This window comes from Mesorhizobium sp. BHscii, from assembly GCF_053848065.1.
Genome location: NZ_JBSPKW010000003.1, coordinates 157,265 through 172,970, shown reverse-complemented (window position 1 = coordinate 172,970; position 15,706 = coordinate 157,265). Strand labels below are relative to the sequence as shown.

Below are 15,706 nucleotides of genomic sequence, written 5' to 3'. Positions count from 1 at the left end.
CCTTTTGCTTCCCTGGAAGCAGCAACATCTCAGGCGACCGAAAACCCGCGGGAGCGATCCTGCGGGTTTTTGTTTTGAGACAGCAAGCCATCATCGCAGGCTGCGGGCCGCAGACGACTTGAACTCGAGCTTTGGAGCCGTCACGGGCATCAATGCCCTGATGCTGTACGTCCAAAATAGAAGAACCCGCGGGATAGCTCCCGCGGGTTCGGTTCTGGATTGCGGGCCCGGAAGGGCCGAGCGGCCTCAGCCGTGCGCGAGCACGGCCAACAGCAGCAGGGCGACGATGTTGGTGATCTTGATCGCCGGGTTGACAGCCGGACCGGCGGTGTCCTTGTAGGGATCGCCGACCGTGTCGCCGGTCACCGAGGATTTGTGCGCCTCGGAACCTTTGAGGTGCTTGATGCCGTCCTTGTCGGTGAAGCCGTCCTCGAACGATTTTTTCGCGTTGTCCCAGGCGCCGCCGCCAGAGGTCATCGAGATGGCGACGAACAGGCCGTTGACGATGACGCCGAGCAGCGAGGCACCAAGTGCTGCAAAGGCGGACGCCTTCGAGCCCGAGAGCAGCAGCACGCCGAAATAGACGACCAACGGCGCCAGCACCGGCAGCAGCGACGGAATGATCATTTCCCGGATCGCCGCCTTGGTCAGAAGGTCGACCGCACGCGCATAGTTCGGCTTCGACGTGCCGGCCATGATGCCAGGATCCTCGCGGAACTGCTTGCGCACCTCTTGGACGATGGCGCCCGCCGCACGGCCGACGGCGGTCATGGCGATGCCGCCGAACAGATACGGAATCAGACCGCCGAAGATCAGGCCGGCGACGACGTAAGGGTTGGAGAGGTCGAAAGAGACTTCGCTCATACCCTGGAAGTAAGGATATTTGTCGCTATTGGCGGCAAAGAACTTCAGGTCGTTGGAGTAGGCCGCAAACAGCACCAGCGCGCCGAGACCGGCCGAACCGATGGCGTAACCCTTTGTCACCGCCTTGGTGGTGTTGCCGACGGCGTCGAGCGCATCGGTGGACTGGCGCACTTCCTTGGGCAAGCCGGCCATTTCGGCAATGCCGCCGGCATTGTCGGTGACCGGGCCGAAGGCGTCGAGCGCAACGATCATGCCGGCAAGGCCGAGCATCGTGGTGACTGCGATCGCGGTGCCGTAGAGGCCGGCGAGCTGGTAGGTCGATATGATGCCGCCGACGATGACGATCGCCGGAAGTGCCGTCGATTCCAGCGAGACCGCAAGACCCTGGATGACATTGGTGCCGTGACCGGTGACCGAAGCCTGGGCGATGGAGTTCACCGGGCGCTTGCCGGTGCCGGTATAGTATTCGGTGATCACCACGATGAGGCCGGTCACGGCGAGACCGATCAGGCCGCAGATGAACAGGTTCGTGCCGGTGATGGCCATGCCGGCGACCGTTCCGATCTCGCCCCAGCCCAGCGTTGCCGAGGTGGCGATGCCGAGGCCGACGATCGACAGCAGGCCGGTGACGATCAGGCCCTTATAGAGCGCGCCCATGATCGAGCCGTTGGAGCCGAGCTTGACGAAGAAAGTGCCGACGATGGAGGTCAGGATGCAGGCGCCGCAGATGGCCAGCGGATAGAGCATCGTGGCACTGAGAACGGCGGTGCCGCCGAAGAAGATGGCGGCGAGGACCATGGTGGCGACCACGGTCACCGCATAGGTCTCGAACAGGTCGGCGGCCATGCCGGCGCAGTCGCCGACATTGTCGCCGACATTGTCGGCGATGGTGGCCGGATTGCGTGGATCGTCTTCCGGAATGCCGGCTTCGACCTTGCCGACGAGATCGCCGCCGACGTCGGCGCCCTTGGTGAAGATGCCGCCGCCGAGACGGGCGAAGATCGAGATCAGCGAGGCGCCGAAGCCGAGCGAAACCAGCGAGTCGATGACGACACGGTCGTTTGGCTGAAGGCCCATGAATTGGGTCAGGATCAGGTAGTAGATCGAGACGCCGAGCAGGGCCAGGCCAGCGACCAGCATGCCGGTGATGGCGCCCGACTTGAAGGCGATCTCAAGGCCGGCAGCGAGGCTGTTGGAAGCCGCCTGCGCGGTGCGGACATTGGCGCGCACCGAGACGTGCATGCCGATGAAGCCGGCAGCGCCCGACAGAACGGCGCCGATCAGGAAGCCGATGGCGGCGGTGATCGAAAGCAGCCACCAGGCGAGCAGCAGGACCACGACGCCGACGATGGCGATGGTGGTGTACTGGCGCGCCAGATAGGCCTGCGCGCCTTCGCGGATGGCCGCGGAAATTTCCTGCATGCGTGCATTGCCCTGATCGGCCGCGAGGACCGAACGTGTCGCCCAGATGGCGTAAAGGACTGAAAGCAGACCGCAGGCGATGACAGCTGAAATTATGGTCATTGCCGGATTTTCCTCGATTGATGACCCAAAAGAACCCCTCCCTGGGCCGTTGAGACGGGGAGCGGATTCCGCGCGCGGAATCCGCTCCCTTCGCACCGGCTTATGCGAAACAGGGGTGCGAACGTCAAGATATTGTTCGGTTTTTGCCCGGCTTTCGCCTAAAGCCTCTCGGTAGAGCCGCTATCTTTCACTTCAGAACCCGGTCGGGTCATGGGAATCACTGTTTCCCGTCGAGATAAGCAAGGCGATATCTGAGCTGATTTGTCGGCTACGCCGTCTCCTGCCCCATGCGGCGCGCGGTGTAGCGCTCGATCGCCGACAGCCCGTCATAGATCAGCACGGCAAGGGCGGCAACGATCAGGCCGCCCTGCAGGACGAAGGCGAGGTTGTTCGACAACAGACCGGCGATGATCACCTCGCCCAGCGTCCTGGCCGCCACGGTCGAGCCGATCGTCGCGGTGGCGAGGCTGATGACCACCGACAGCCGGATACCGCCGAGGATGATCGGCGCGCTGAGCGGCAGCTCGACCTTGACCAGCCTTTGCCAGCCGGTCATGCCGGCGCCGCGCGCCGCCTCGACCACGTTGGCCGGCAGCGTCGTCAGCCCGGTCAGCGCGTTCTCGAAGATCGGCAGAAGGCCGTAGAGAAACAGCGCGATCAGTGTCGGCTTCTCGCCAAAGCCGACCGCCGGCACGGCCAGCGCCAACACCGCCACCGGCGGAAAGGTCTGGCCGATATTGACCAGGCTGCGCGACAGCGGCAGGAATTCGACGCCGGCCGGCCTGGTGACCAGGATGGCGAGCGCCACGGCAACGATGGTCGCCGCCACCGTCGCGATCAGCACGGTCCGCAGATGCAGCAGCGTCAACGTCAAAAGGCTGCCCTGATTGTAGATTGCCGGCGCGTTGTTCTCGGTCAGCGGCTTCAGCAGCGGTTCGAACCAGCCGGGATTGGTCACGAACGCAACCAGCAACACCACCAGGACAAGCCTGAGCAGCGACGGAAGCCAGGCTTTTACACCGGCCTCTTTCACGCCGGCCTCGCTGCGCGTTTCACCAGCCCATCCACCGTCACGCGGCCGAGCGGCTTGCCGTCGGCGCCTTTCACCGGCAGCGCCGGGCGTCCCGACCAGAGGAGTTCAGCCAGAGCATCGCGCTGGCTGGCGTCGTCGGGGATCGCCTCGCCTTCGGCGGTGCCCGTCTCCACCGCGTCGCGCACGCGGCCGAGCGACAGCAGTCTGAACGGTTTTTCGCTGGCGCCGACCAGTGTCTCGACGAAGGCGCTGGCCGGCTTCGCCAGGATCTCGGCGGGCTTGGCATATTGCACGAGCTTGCCGGCATCCATCACCGCGATCTTGTCGCCCATATGCACCGCCTCCTCCATGTCATGGGTGACGAGGATGATGGTGGTGCCAAAGCGCTTCTGGATCGCCAGAAGATCCTCCTGCGCCTTATTGCGGATGATCGGGTCGAGGGCGCCGAACGGCTCGTCCATCAGAAGCACGTTCGGCTCGGCGGCAAGCGCGCGGGCAACGCCGACGCGCTGCTGCTGGCCACCGGAAAGCTCGTGCGGATAGCGCGGCCCGAACGCCTCGGGGTCGAGCTGATAGAGCGTCATTAACTCTTCGACACGGGCCTTGATTCGAGCCTTGTCCCAGCCGAGCAGCACTGGCACGGTGGCGATGTTCTGCGCCACCGTGCGGTGCGGAAACAGGCCGTGGCCCTGGATGGCGTAGCCGATGCTGCGGCGCAGTTCGTAGCCGGGCAGCGAACGGTTGTCGGTGCCGTCTAGCTTGATGACGCCCGAGGTCGGCTCGACCAGCCGGTTGATCATGCGTAGCAGAGTCGTTTTGCCGGAGCCGGAAGTGCCGACAATCACGGCGATGGTGCGTGGTTCTATCAGCATCGACACGTCGTCGACGACGGTCGTCGCGTCATAGCGCTTGGTAATGCCTTCGATCTCGATCATGCCGTTTCAACCCTGCGCTTGGTGGCGGTCATTTCGATCACTGCGTCGAGGATGATGGCGGCGGCAAAGGCCATCGCCACAGTCGGCACGGCGCCGAGCAGCACCAGGTCCATCGCCGTCTGGCCGACGCCCTGGAACACGAACACGCCGAAGCCGCCGCCGCCGATCAGCGCGGCAATGGTGGCGAGGCCGATGTTCTGCACCAGCACGATGCGGATGCCAGTGAGGATGACCGGAAAAGCCAGCGGAAACTCAACGCCGAACAGGCGCTGGCGATCGGTCATGCCCATGCCGCGGGCGGCGTCGTTGGCGGCGCGCGGCACGCCGGCAAGGCCGACCACGGTGTTGGCCACCACCGGCAGCAGCGAATAGAGGAACAGCGCGAGGAAGGCGGGGGCGGTGCCGATGCCGCGAATGCCAAGCGCCGCCGCTCCCGGCACATGCGTGGCGACCCAGCCGAGCGGCGCGATCAGCAGGCCGAACAGCGCGATGGAAGGAATGGTCTGGATGATGTTGAGCACATTCAGCACGCCGGCGCGAATTTTGTCGACGCGGTGGCAGAGGATGCCGAGCGGCAGACCAACGACCACCGCCGCCGCCAGCGAGCCCAGCGCCAGCGTCACATGCTTGGAGCCCTCCGCCCAGAAACTGTCGGCGCGGTTGGCATATTCCTTGAGGATCGACAGGCTGTTCCAACTTCCCGAAGCCAAAAGCAGGCCGATTGCCAGCGCAGCTATGACGAGCCCGCCGAGGCGTGCCCATGGCGACAGATTCAATCGCGTCAGCACATCGGCAAGCAAAAGCGTGAAGGCGAAGATGAGCAGCCAGAAACCCGAGGCGGGCGAAATGCGCGCGAACGTATTACCCTCAGGCGTCAGGAAGCTGCCGGCGACGCCGATCAGGATGGCAAGGGCTGCAAGCGCGATCACGCTAGCCGCAAGGCGCAGGACGAGCGGCGTTTTCAAGAGCGCGATGATTGCCGCGATGACGAGGATCGCCAGCAGCAATGGGCCGACCGCCGCCGGCAAGGAATCAAGGATCGAGCGCGCCTCGCCGGGCACGATGCGGTTGGCGCGGGAGGTGGCGAAGGGTGCTGCGAACGCCGCATAGGCAACGATCGCGGCAATGACCACGCCGAGCTTGTCGAACCGGACTGTCATGCCTTGCATGTGCGAGCGCGGCGACTTGAGGATCTGACGTCAGGACCGTCGCGCTCCGTCGCGCCCCCCTCTGTCCTGCCGGACATCTCCCCGTCAAGGGGAGAGATTGGCAGCGTCAGCGCCGGTATACACCTTGCACAGCTGAAAGGTGGCGAAAGCCGTCGCGACATCTGATCTCCCCCCTTGAGGGGGAGATGGCCGGCGGGCCAGAGGGGGGCGCCGCGCACCGATGTCACGATTTCAGGAACGGCCTACTTCAAAAACCCGTTCTTCTTCAAAAAGTCTTCGGCGACGCCCTTGACCGGCTCGCCGCCGACCTGCACGCGGCCGTTCAGTTCCTGCAGGGTGACGAGGTCAAGCTTGGCGAAGACCGGCTTCAGCAGCGTCTCGATCTCGGGATGCTCCTTCAGCACCGCCTCGCGGATGATCGGAGCCGGCTGGTAGACCGGCTGCACGCCTTTGTCGTCATCGAGCACGACCAGGCCGGACGGCGCAATGCCGCCATCGGTGCCGTAGACCATGGCGGCATTGGCGCCGTTGGTCTGGTTCGCCGCAGCGGCGATGGTCGCCGCCGTATCGCCGCCGGACAGCGTGATCAGCTGGTCCGGCTTAAGCGTGAAGCCATAGGTGGTCTGGAAGGCCGGCAGCGCGGCAGCCGAATTGACGAACTCGGCCGAGGCCGCCAGCACCACCTGGCCGCCGCCGGCGACATATTTGCCGAAGTCGGACAGCGTCGCCAGCTTGTTGGTCTCGGCGACATCCTTGCGCAGCGCAATCGCCCAGGTGTTATTGGCCGGCGACGGCGACAGCCAGACGATCTTGTTGGCGTCATAGTCGAGCTTCTTGGCCATTTCATAGCCCTTGGCGGCATCCTTCCACACGGGGTCGTCGGCCTTTTCGAAGAAGAAGGCGGCATTGCCGGTGTATTCCGGATAAAGGTCGATTTCGCCGGCGGTGATCGCCTTGCGCACCACCGGAGTGCCGCCGAGCTGGATACGGTCGGTGGTCTGGATGTCGTTGGCGTTCAGCACGAGTTGGATGATGTTGCCGAGCACACCGCCCTCAGTGTCGATTTTCGACGACACGACCACCTGAGCGCTCGCCGAGGCTGCGGTGATGCCGAGCGCCAGAGCCGCGCCGGCCAAAACCTTGACTGAAAACATTTCACAAATATCCCTTGCTGAGAACCGGACTACGGCTGCCGCATATGAGCATGGCTTCACTGCTCCGTCGGGGTACACGGTTTCATAAGAAGGGGCATGGGCGCAATAATTGTTCGGAAGCGGGTGAGCTCGCGGCTGCCTCGTCCCGACATCGTCATGTCACTACAGCGCCGCGCGTCCGCTTGGACGCGCAAAGGACGCTGTAGCACTTTTGATTTTGCGCATGATCCCCAGCGAAATCGATTCCGATTTCGCCGAAGCGAACCTTCGGTTCGGGGTCATGCGCTGGTCGGCCGCGCGCTTGTCATCTTCAACACACCCAGTGCCACGAAGCACAGCACCGTCACCGGGAAGATGATCCAGTTCAGCATCTCCCAGCCCCAGGCGTTGTAGACGGCGCCCGACATCAGCGATGCAAAAGCGACGGAGCCGAACAGGACGAAGTCGTGAAAACCCTGGACCTTGCCCTTTTCGGATGGCCGGTAGCTGTCGGCGACCATGGCAGTGGCGCCGATAAAGCCGAAATTCCAGCCGAGGCCGAGCAGGATCAGCGCCGTCCAGAACTGCCACAGTGCCAAGCCCGACAGCGCCACCGCTGCGCAGCCGACGAGCAACACAAGTCCGGTTGCGACGATCCGTTCGGCGCCGAAGCGATAGATCAGCGAGCCGGTGAAGAAGCTCGGCGCGAACATCGCCATCACATGCCAGGAAATGCCGAGCGTGGCGTCGTCCGTCGACAGGCCGCAGCCGACCATGGCGAGCGGTGCGCCGGTCATGACGAAGCTCATCAGCGCGTAGCTGCCGACGGCACAAAACAGCGCCGCCACGAAGCGAGGCCTTGTGACGATCTCGGAGAGCGGCCGCGCATCGCTGTCGGCGATTTCCACCTTGACGGCTGCCTTGGCCGGGATGCGCAGGAACGACAGGATGGCGGCGCCGACAGCTGCCAGCACCAGGATCGACGCGAACGAGCCGGCAAACATCACCGGCGCAAACAATTCGCGGGTGAAGATGACGATCTGCGGCCCAAGGATGGCGGTGACGATGCCGCCGGCCAGCACGAAGGAAATGGCGCGCGCCTTGAATTCAGACGGCGCGTTGTCGGCGGCGGCGAAGCGGAATTGCTGGACGAAGGCACCGCCGATGCCGATCACCAGCAGGCCGAAGGCGAAGAGCCAAAAGCTGGCTTGAAACAGCGCCAGCGTGGCGATCAGACCACCGAGCGCAGTGACGATCGTGCCGGTCATGAAGCCGTCACGCTGGCCGAGCCGGCCGATGATGGCGGCGGCAGGCAAGGCGCCGAGCGCCACACCGACGTTGAAGCCGGTGATCGGCGCCGTCGCCAGCGACTTGTCGAAGCCGAGCAGATAATGCCCGGCCAACCCACCCACAGAAATGGCGATGGGTGCGGCCGAACCGATAATCGCCTGCGAAGCGGCAAGGATGAGCGCCGTGCGGCGCGCTTCCCTGCCAGCCTCGGCGATAGCGACGGCCGTCATGAAGCGTCCTTGCCACGCCCTTCGCCGCGCACCCGGCGCGACACGCGATCGAGCACCGCGTTGACCAGCTTCGGCTCGTCTTCTTCGTAAAACGCCTTGGCGATGTCGACATATTCCGAAACGATGACAGCCACCGGCACGTCCTCTCGCTTCATCAGTTCGTAGACGCCGGCGCGCAATATGGCGCGCAGCGTCGAATCGAGCCTGGACAGCGGCCAGTCCTCGGTCAGCGCCTGGCGGATGACCGGATCGATGGTTTTCTGGTTCTCGACGACGCCGGCGAGGATGGCGCGAAACCATTGTGCGTCCGCCTCGCGATAGAGCGCGCCGTCGACTTCCTTGCCGAGCCTGAATGCCTCATATTCGGCGGTGATTTCGAAGACGCCGCTGCCGGCCACATCCATCTGATAGAGCGCCTGCACTGCGGCCAGACGGGCAGCACCGCGCTTGTTGGCGAGGCGTGCTGCGGCCTGGCCGGGTGATGCGGGCCCGCTCACGATCGCTCTCCCAATTGTTGCTTGAGGGCAATCATAGTCAGCGCCGCACGCGCGGCAAAGCCGCCCTTGTCGCCTTCCGAGCGTTTGGCCCGCGTCCAGGCCTGTTCGTCATTTTCGGTGGTCAGGATGCCGTTGCCGATGCAGACCGCTTCCTGCACGGACAAGTCCATCAGGGCGCGGCTCGATTCATTGGCGACGATGTCGAAATGATAGGTGTCACCGCGCACGATGGTACCAAGGGCGACAAAACCGTCATAGCTCGGCCCGCCTTCGGCCGCGCCGTCAAGCGCGAAGGAAATCACCGCGGGAACCTCGAGCGAGCCCGGGACGGTGACGACATCGTATGTCGCGCCCGCTTCCTCGAGCGCGCTTGTCGCGCCTTCGAGCAGCGCATCAGCAAGATCGTCATGGAAGCGTGCCTCGATGATAAGAAGGTGGGCCTTCTTCTTCGGGCGAATGAACGCTTTGCCGTGTTGGGATGTGCCAGCCATAGATGTCTCCGGGATCGCCGGTGACTTAGGCCGAAGCCGGTTTGATCGCAAGCAGAAGATTGGTGGAGATGCGGGAGGTCTGCCGAAACTATTTTATTTCCCGGCGCGGCGTCTGACACGGATTCCTGGGATCAAGGCTCAAAGCCCAAGCCTGCACGACATGGTGGTCAATCACATTACCGGCGTCAACATCGGCTAACGCTTCGCGCGTCAGTTGCTCTTCCTGTCTGGAAGTCCTTCTGCCCTCAATCATCAAAGCCCCACTTTCGCGGCCTCGGCCAAACGCGCCGCGTAGCGGGCCATGGTGTCGATCTCAAGGTTGACCCGGTCGCCGACCTGGCGTTCGCCCCAGGTGGTCACCGTCAGCGAGTGATGGATCAGAAGCACGTCGAAGCGCGTGCCCTCAACCTTGTTGACGGTGAGCGAGGTACCGTCGAGCGCGACCGAACCCTTGGGCGCGATAAATTTGGCGAGGTCGCGCGGCGCTTCCAGCGTGAAGCGCACAGCATCGCCCTCGTCCTTGCGTTCGATGATCTCGGCCGTGCCGTCGACATGGCCTGAAACGATGTGGCCACCAAGGTCGTCGCCGATCTTCAGCGCCCGCTCCAGATTGATCCTCGTGCCGGATTTCCAGCCCATGGCCGTTGTCAGCCTGAGCGCCTCTTCCCAGGCCTCGACCTCGAACCAGCGCGCATTGGCGCCGCTTTCCGGCAAGGCCGTCACCGTCAGGCAGACGCCGCCACAACAAATCGAAGCACCGATGGCGATGGTCTGCGGGTCATAGGCGGTGTCGATGCGCAGGCCGACGCCCTCTCTCAGCGGCTTCACCGCAGCGACGGTGCCGACATCGGTGACAATCCCGGTAAACATCAGATGTCCCTTATCCACTCCGCGTAGCTGTCTTCGCCGAAACGCATGTCGCGCAATTTGCGAAATCCTGCCGGGATATGGTTGGCGTCGATGGGCGATACAATGCCGCTCCTGCCGATCGGCTCCTGCCCCTGGAACAGCACGATGCGGTCGACCAGCCCTTCGGCGAGGAAGGCCTTGGCCACCTTGGCGCCGCCCTCGACCAGCACGCTCGCCATCCCAAGCGCCGCCAGATCCTCGAGCAGTTCCGGCAACGCTATATCGCCTTCATACGTCTCGGTGCCGATGAAGCGCACGCCGGCGCGTTCGAGCGCGGCCCGCCGGTATGGGTCGGCTTCGGCGCAGGCGGCGACATAGAGCGGAACCCGGTCGACGCCGGCGACCAGCTTCGATGTTTCCGGCAGCCTGATCTGGCGGTCGAGCACGATGCGCGCCGGCGAACGGTTTTCCAGCCCCGGCAACCGCACCGTCAGCGCCGGATCGTCCTCCAGCGCCGTGCCGATGCCGATCAATATGCCATCGGCTTCGGCCCGCATCAGATAGACTTCGCGCCGGGCGATGTCGCCGGTGATCGAGACTTGCCCCTCGCCTTCCATGCCGATCTTGCCGTCGCTGGAAAGCGCAAGTTTCAGGATCACTTCCGGACGTTTTTTCAGAGATCGAATGAGATAGCCGGCCATCTGCTCGGCGGCTTCTGCCGCGAGCACCCTTTCGACAACCTCGACACCGGCGGCACGCAGGATCGCATAGCCCTTGCCGGACACGCGTGGATCGGGGTCGCTCACAGCCCCAACCACCCGCGTGACGCCGGCATTGAGCAGTGCATTGGCGCAAGGCGGCGTACGGCCATGGTGGGCGCAGGGCTCCAGCGTGACGTAGGCGGTGGCGCCGCGTGCGAGCTCGCCGGCCTCGGCCAGCGCCTCGGTCTCAGCATGCGGCCGGCCGCCGACAGCGGTGACACCGGTGCCGACGATCATCGGTCCGGTGCCGTCATCACGCACGATCAGCGTGCCGACGGAAGGGTTGGTCGCGGTCCGCCCGGCATTTTTGCGCGACAGCCTGAGTGCTGCCGCCATGAAGCGGCGATCAAGACCCTCTTGTTCGGCTTGGCTGCGCCCGGGCCCTGCCATGCTCAGCCGGCGTCCTCTTCCTTGAGCTCGTCACCTTTGAGCTCACCCAGCACCTCGTGAAAATCCTTGGCCTCGCGGAAATTGCGATAGACCGAGGCAAAGCGCACATAGGCGACGTCGTCGAGCGATTTCAGCGCCTCCATCACCAGGCGGCCGACCTCGCCCGAGGCGACCTCGGTCTCGCCCGAACTTTCGAGCTGGCGCACGATGCCGGTCACCGCGCGGTCGATGCGCTCGGGATCGACATTGCGCTTGCGCACCGCAATCTCGACCGAGCGCAGCAGCTTGTCGCGGTCGAACGGCACCTTGCGTCCGGACTTCTTCACCACCACGAGGTCGCGCAACTGCACACGCTCGAAGGTGGTGAAGCGGCCGCCGCAATCGGGGCAGACGCGCCGCCTGCGGATCGCCGCGCCGTCTTCGGCGGGGCGCGAATCCTTCACCTGCGTATCTTCGGACTGGCAGTAGGGACAGCGCATGGACAGCCTTGTGTTCGCGATTCTCGTGGAGCGAAAGGCTTAGAGGTTTTTGCCGCGATAGCAAAGTATCGGGTGGTCTCTCGCGCCTCAGAAATAGCGAGGCGCGAAGAAAATTGCCAGATCATACCAGACGGCAACACCGGCCGATTACGGCGCGGCGTCGACGGTTGGGAATCCACATGACACGCCGAGGCTGCGATAGGCCTTTGTGAAGCCGTCCATCGATACCGTCGCGACCGGTGTGTCGGCGAAGATCACATCAAGTGCGCTGGCGCGGCGCATGGCACGCAGCAGCGCCAGGCTGATCTCGGGCTTGTTTTTCAACATCCATTTTCCGCCGGCACCCGCCATGGCATCGACGGTCGCCTTGACCTTGCCGTTGCTGTCGCCGAACACCGCCGGAATGTTCTCGCCAGTCGGCAAGTCCTTGTTCTTCATGGCGATGACAAGGGTTGGATAGCCATCGGGCGGCAGTGCATCACCATTCGAGATGGCGAGCGTGAGGGTGCCGCTGGCACCGCTCGCGTCGAGAAAGGCGGTCGAGGCGACACAGGTCCTGCGCAGATCCTCACCGGTATCGATCTCGTCCACAGTGGTGGACCACTTGCCGAAGGTTTCGGTCTTCGGTGCGGCTGGGGTGGGCGCAGACTGTGCCAAAGCGGACAGCGGCAAGGTGGTCAGTGTCGCCAACACGCCAAGCGCGGCAAAGCCAGCGACACGGAAAATCTGCATCATCATCAAGGCTCCTGTCCGGACTCCGTCCCCACTGAAACAGTGCTTTTCGTCCGGCTGATAAGGGACGACACTTTGCGTGGGCTCAACCGAGATAGGGATAGAGCGGAAAACGATCCGTCAGCGCGGCCACCTTCGCCTTCACCGCTGCCTCGACGGCTGCATTGCCCTCGTCGGAATTCGCGGCCTTGAGCCCGTCCAGCACCTCGGCGATCAGCTTGCCGATCTCGCGGAACTCGGCCTGGCCGAAACCGCGCGTGGTGCCGGCCGGCGTGCCGAGCCGCACGCCCGAGGTGACGAACGGCTTTTCGGGATCGAAAGGGATGCCGTTCTTGTTGCAGGTGATGTTGGCGCGGCCAAGCGCTGCCTCGGCGCGTTTGCCGGTGGCGTTCTTCGGGCGCAGGTCGACCAGCATCAGATGGTTGTCGGTGCCGCCGGAGACGATGTCGAGACCGGTTTCCTGCAGGCTGGAGGCAAGCGCCTTGGCATTGGCGGCAACGCTCTCGGCGTAGAGTTTGAAGCTTGGCTTCAGCGCTTCGCCGAAGGCCACCGCCTTGGCGGCGATGACATGCATCAGCGGGCCACCCTGCAGGCCCGGAAACACGGCCGAATTCATCTTCTTGGCGATATCCTCGTCGTTGCACAGGATCATGCCGCCACGCGGGCCGCGCAGCGACTTGTGCGTGGTGGTGGTCACCACATGGGCATAGGGCAGCGGCGACGGATGCACGCCACCGGCGACCAGGCCGGCAATATGGGCCATGTCGACCATCAGATAGGCGCCGATCGAGTCGGCGATCTCGCGAAAGCGCTTCCAGTCCCAGACGCGCGAATAGGCGGTGCCGCCGGCCAGGATCAGCTTCGGCTTGGTTTCGTGGGCGGTCTTCTCGATCGCATCCATGTCGAGCAGATGATCGTCCCTGCGCACGCCGTAGGAAACGACCTTGAACCATTTGCCGCTCATATTGACCGGCGAGCCATGGGTCAGATGCCCGCCCGAGTTCAGGTCGAGACCCATGAAGGTATCGCCGGGCTGCAGCAGCGCCAGGAACACCGCCTGGTTCATCTGGCTGCCGGAATTCGGTTGGACGTTGGCGAAGTTACAGCCGAACAGCTTTTTCGCACGCTCGATGGCTAGTTCCTCGGCCACGTCGACGAACTGGCAGCCGCCATAGTAGCGCTTGCCCGGATAGCCCTCGGCGTATTTGTTGGTCATGATCGACCCCTGCGCTTCCAGCACGGCGCGGGAGACAATGTTTTCCGATGCAATCAGCTCGATCTCGTGGCGCTGGCGGCCGAGTTCGTTGCGGATCGCGCCGAAAATCTCCGGGTCGGCATCGGCAAGCGTGGTTTCGAAGAAGGATTCGAATTTGTTCGACACTGCCGCTGCTGTTGCCATGCTTGAGATCCTTGTCGTCCGGGGGGTCTGCCGCGCCATTAACACAGTTGATTTCGCCCCGCCACGTTTGCGGCGCGAAATTTGCTGGTCAGATTGCGGCAGCCAGGCCAAAGAGCCACCTATTTTCTTGCCTGCCGGCCGTTCAGCAACGCCTCGGTGAGCGTGATCTCGGTCAGCAGCGCCTGCTTCGTATGGTCGTTGATCTCACGGCTGCGAAACATGGCGAGCACCGCGCCTTGGCCGCGTGGCGACTTGCATGGCTCTGTACCGAACGGCGCTTTCCGGACCCGGCGCGAAGCGCGCGCTCCAGCCGGATACAAAGGCCGCCCTCACCGGCGGCCTTTCAGCAAAAAGATCAGTCGCTTAGAGCGCAGAGGTGATTTGCAGCTCGTTGGCTCCGTCGAGCCCGTAGATGTCGTCGCGGAACTGCACGACGCCAGGCCCAGTCGACCAGGCCGATATGTAAAGGAAATAGACCGGCACCGGATTGGTGACCTGCACCGGGATGTTCTCGCCGCTCTTGATCGCCGACTCGAAATACTGGCGGTTCCAGCCCGGCGTGTCGCGCAGGATCCAGGTGACGAGGTCGCGCACGTTCTGGACGCGCACGCAGCCCGAGGAATCGAAGCGCATCATCTTGCCGAACAGGCTCTGCTGCGGCGTGTCGTGCATGTAGACGCCGTCCGGGCTCGGGAAATTGATCTTGACCGAGGCCATCGCGTTGCCGGCGCCCGGATCCTGACGGAAGCGGTATTTCTCCGCGTCGTCGGTCGACCAGTCGACGGTCAGCGGATCGACCTCGCTGCCATCCGGTGCGAACAGGCGGATCTTGCTGTCCTTGAGGTAATTGGGGTCCTTCCGCATCAGCGGAATGATATCCTTGCGCACGATCGATACCGGCGCGTTCCAGTAGGGATTGACGATGATCTCGTTGATCTTGGAATCGACGATCGGCGTCTGGCGGTCGATCTTGCCGACAACGGCGGTGTGGCGCAGCACGACGCGGTCGTTCTCGACCGCCTCGATCTGGGCGCCCGGGATGTCGACCAACACATAACGGTTGCCCAGCGTGCCGGCGCGTTCGTTCAGCCGCTGCAGATTGGTCTGCAGCTGGCCAAGCCGGACCTGCGCCGAAACATTCATCGCCGCATAGGTATATTGGCCCAGGGTCCCGTCGGAAGGCAGGCCATGGCGCGCCTGGAAGCGCTTGACCGCCGCATCGACATAGGAATCGAAGGCCTCTGACAGGCCGGCGCTCTGCGCCAGGTCGCCCGAAATCATCAAGCGCCTGCGCAATGGCACCACGTCGGGGTCGACAACACCGAGCTGCAATTTCTTGGTATCCGGGACCGGCTCCCAGCCGCCCTGCGCGACAATGTTCTGATACTGCGCTATCGCCTGCTCGGTGTACGCAACGGTCTGCAGGCTGACGATCGGCAGCGTCGAGGCCACCTTGCCGCCCTGGCTGGCGCGGGCGTCGAACTGGTCGTTCCAGTTGCCGCGGCCTGAGGATTTCAGGATATCCGCGATCACGTCCTGCGCGCTGGCACCACCGGCAAGCATCGTCGCGGCCAACGCGGAGGCTCCGGAAAGGAAGAAACGGCGACTGGTTCTCATGTACGCTCCAGACATTCCTGTAACAATTTCACCGGGCGATCCCGCCCGCACTCTAGGGTTGGCATTGTTAACAATTAGCCAACCATGACCCCTATCACTTCGTGAGAGCGCGCCGGGGGCGACGCGCGTTCAGGGAGACGCCGGCTTTCGCCGCAACATCACCCGCAAACTCGCTTTCACCGGGAATATGGCGGCAACGTGGCCCTGACCGTGATTTGGATCGGCCGGTATGACGAAACGGAAAGACCGATGCTTTTCGGCACCGGTCCTTGATTGGTTGTCCCCGACCGCGCTTCTTTGGCGCGGCTCCCGA

The 15,706-nt window shown here is 63.8% G+C and carries 14 protein-coding genes and 1 pseudogene; all 15 read right to left on the bottom strand.

Annotated features, from left to right (window positions below; all coding sequences use genetic code 11):
* Nucleotides 1–246 precede the first annotated feature (246 nt).
* Complete coding sequence (locus ACWTU7_RS06030) at nucleotides 247–2,388, bottom strand: sodium-translocating pyrophosphatase (protein ID WP_455838128.1); 2,142 nt, start codon at nucleotides 2,386–2,388, stop codon at nucleotides 247–249.
* A gap of 268 nt (nucleotides 2,389–2,656) precedes the next feature.
* Complete coding sequence (locus tag ACWTU7_RS06025) at nucleotides 2,657–3,421, bottom strand: ABC transporter permease (protein ID WP_455838127.1); 765 nt, start codon at nucleotides 3,419–3,421, stop codon at nucleotides 2,657–2,659.
* Nucleotides 3,418–4,356, bottom strand: a complete 939-nt coding sequence (locus tag ACWTU7_RS06020) for an ABC transporter ATP-binding protein (RefSeq protein ID WP_455838126.1) — start codon at nucleotides 4,354–4,356, stop codon at nucleotides 3,418–3,420. The genes ACWTU7_RS06025 and ACWTU7_RS06020 overlap by 4 nt, the downstream gene beginning before the upstream one ends.
* A complete protein-coding gene (locus ACWTU7_RS06015) occupies nucleotides 4,353–5,516 on the bottom strand; it encodes an ABC transporter permease (protein ID WP_455838125.1) in 1,164 nt (387 codons plus the stop codon). Before ACWTU7_RS06015 ends, ACWTU7_RS06020 begins: the two co-directional genes overlap by 4 nt.
* Nucleotides 5,517–5,767: 251 nt before the next feature.
* Nucleotides 5,768–6,679 (bottom strand): glycine betaine ABC transporter substrate-binding protein OsmF, encoded by a 912-nt coding sequence (osmF, locus tag ACWTU7_RS06010; RefSeq protein ID WP_455838124.1) that lies wholly within the window; start codon nucleotides 6,677–6,679, stop codon nucleotides 5,768–5,770.
* Nucleotides 6,680–6,957: 278 nt separating this feature from the next.
* Nucleotides 6,958–8,178 carry an MFS transporter gene (locus ACWTU7_RS06005; RefSeq protein WP_455838123.1) on the bottom strand — a complete coding sequence of 407 codons (1,221 nt, stop codon included), beginning with the start codon at nucleotides 8,176–8,178 and terminating at the stop codon, nucleotides 6,958–6,960.
* Nucleotides 8,175–8,675 carry a transcription antitermination factor NusB gene (gene nusB / locus ACWTU7_RS06000; protein ID WP_029353406.1) on the bottom strand — a complete coding sequence of 167 codons (501 nt, stop codon included), beginning with the start codon at nucleotides 8,673–8,675 and terminating at the stop codon, nucleotides 8,175–8,177. The genes ACWTU7_RS06005 and nusB overlap by 4 nt, the downstream gene beginning before the upstream one ends.
* The gene (gene ribH, locus ACWTU7_RS05995) at nucleotides 8,672–9,166 is read right to left on the bottom strand and encodes a 6,7-dimethyl-8-ribityllumazine synthase (RefSeq protein WP_029353404.1); all 495 of its coding nucleotides are present in this window, start codon (nucleotides 9,164–9,166) and stop codon (nucleotides 8,672–8,674) included. The genes nusB and ribH overlap by 4 nt, the downstream gene beginning before the upstream one ends.
* A gap of 88 nt (nucleotides 9,167–9,254) precedes the next feature.
* Nucleotides 9,255–9,392: pseudogene (locus ACWTU7_RS05990) on the bottom strand (CopG family transcriptional regulator); the annotation flags it as partial.
* Nucleotides 9,393–9,418: 26 nt separating this feature from the next.
* Nucleotides 9,419–10,036 carry a riboflavin synthase gene (locus tag ACWTU7_RS05985; RefSeq protein WP_455838122.1) on the bottom strand — a complete coding sequence of 206 codons (618 nt, stop codon included), beginning with the start codon at nucleotides 10,034–10,036 and terminating at the stop codon, nucleotides 9,419–9,421.
* Nucleotides 10,036–11,166, bottom strand: coding sequence for a bifunctional diaminohydroxyphosphoribosylaminopyrimidine deaminase/5-amino-6-(5-phosphoribosylamino)uracil reductase RibD (gene ribD / locus ACWTU7_RS05980; protein WP_095521729.1), 1,131 nt, complete (start codon nucleotides 11,164–11,166; stop codon nucleotides 10,036–10,038). Before ribD ends, ACWTU7_RS05985 begins: the two co-directional genes overlap by 1 nt.
* Before the next feature lie 2 nt (nucleotides 11,167–11,168).
* Nucleotides 11,169–11,645, bottom strand: coding sequence for a transcriptional regulator NrdR (gene nrdR / locus ACWTU7_RS05975; RefSeq protein WP_065008049.1), 477 nt, complete (start codon nucleotides 11,643–11,645; stop codon nucleotides 11,169–11,171).
* Between the two features lie 147 nt (nucleotides 11,646–11,792).
* Nucleotides 11,793–12,377 (bottom strand): hypothetical protein, encoded by a 585-nt coding sequence (locus ACWTU7_RS05970; RefSeq protein WP_455838300.1) that lies wholly within the window; start codon nucleotides 12,375–12,377, stop codon nucleotides 11,793–11,795.
* Between the two features lie 85 nt (nucleotides 12,378–12,462).
* Nucleotides 12,463–13,776 (bottom strand): serine hydroxymethyltransferase, encoded by a 1,314-nt coding sequence (gene glyA / locus ACWTU7_RS05965; protein ID WP_029353390.1) that lies wholly within the window; start codon nucleotides 13,774–13,776, stop codon nucleotides 12,463–12,465.
* Between the two features lie 363 nt (nucleotides 13,777–14,139).
* Nucleotides 14,140–15,393, bottom strand: coding sequence for a L,D-transpeptidase family protein (locus ACWTU7_RS05960; protein ID WP_065008046.1), 1,254 nt, complete (start codon nucleotides 15,391–15,393; stop codon nucleotides 14,140–14,142).
* Between the last annotated feature and the right edge of the window lie 313 nt (nucleotides 15,394–15,706).

What these genes read in the sequence shown, in the direction of transcription:
- ACWTU7_RS06030 (WP_455838128.1), bottom strand. Translation starts at nt 2,388, where the DNA reads ATGACCATAATTTCAGCTGTCATCGCCTGCGGTCTGCTTTCAGTCCTT.
- ACWTU7_RS06020 (WP_455838126.1), bottom strand. Translation starts at nt 4,356, where the DNA reads ATGATCGAGATCGAAGGCATTACCAAGCGCTATGACGCGACGACCGTC.
- ACWTU7_RS06015 (WP_455838125.1), bottom strand. Translation starts at nt 5,516, where the DNA reads ATGACAGTCCGGTTCGACAAGCTCGGCGTGGTCATTGCCGCGATCGTT.
- osmF (WP_455838124.1), bottom strand. Translation starts at nt 6,679, where the DNA reads ATGTTTTCAGTCAAGGTTTTGGCCGGCGCGGCTCTGGCGCTCGGCATC.
- ACWTU7_RS06005 (WP_455838123.1), bottom strand. Translation starts at nt 8,178, where the DNA reads ATGACGGCCGTCGCTATCGCCGAGGCTGGCAGGGAAGCGCGCCGCACG.
- ribH (WP_029353404.1), bottom strand. Translation starts at nt 9,166, where the DNA reads ATGGCTGGCACATCCCAACACGGCAAAGCGTTCATTCGCCCGAAGAAG.
- ACWTU7_RS05985 (WP_455838122.1), bottom strand. Translation starts at nt 10,036, where the DNA reads ATGTTTACCGGGATTGTCACCGATGTCGGCACCGTCGCTGCGGTGAAG.
- ribD (WP_095521729.1), bottom strand. Translation starts at nt 11,166, where the DNA reads ATGGCAGGGCCCGGGCGCAGCCAAGCCGAACAAGAGGGTCTTGATCGC.
- nrdR (WP_065008049.1), bottom strand. Translation starts at nt 11,645, where the DNA reads ATGCGCTGTCCCTACTGCCAGTCCGAAGATACGCAGGTGAAGGATTCG.
- ACWTU7_RS05970 (WP_455838300.1), bottom strand. Translation starts at nt 12,377, where the DNA reads ATGCAGATTTTCCGTGTCGCTGGCTTTGCCGCGCTTGGCGTGTTGGCG.
- glyA (WP_029353390.1), bottom strand. Translation starts at nt 13,776, where the DNA reads ATGGCAACAGCAGCGGCAGTGTCGAACAAATTCGAATCCTTCTTCGAA.
- ACWTU7_RS05960 (WP_065008046.1), bottom strand. Translation starts at nt 15,393, where the DNA reads ATGAGAACCAGTCGCCGTTTCTTCCTTTCCGGAGCCTCCGCGTTGGCC.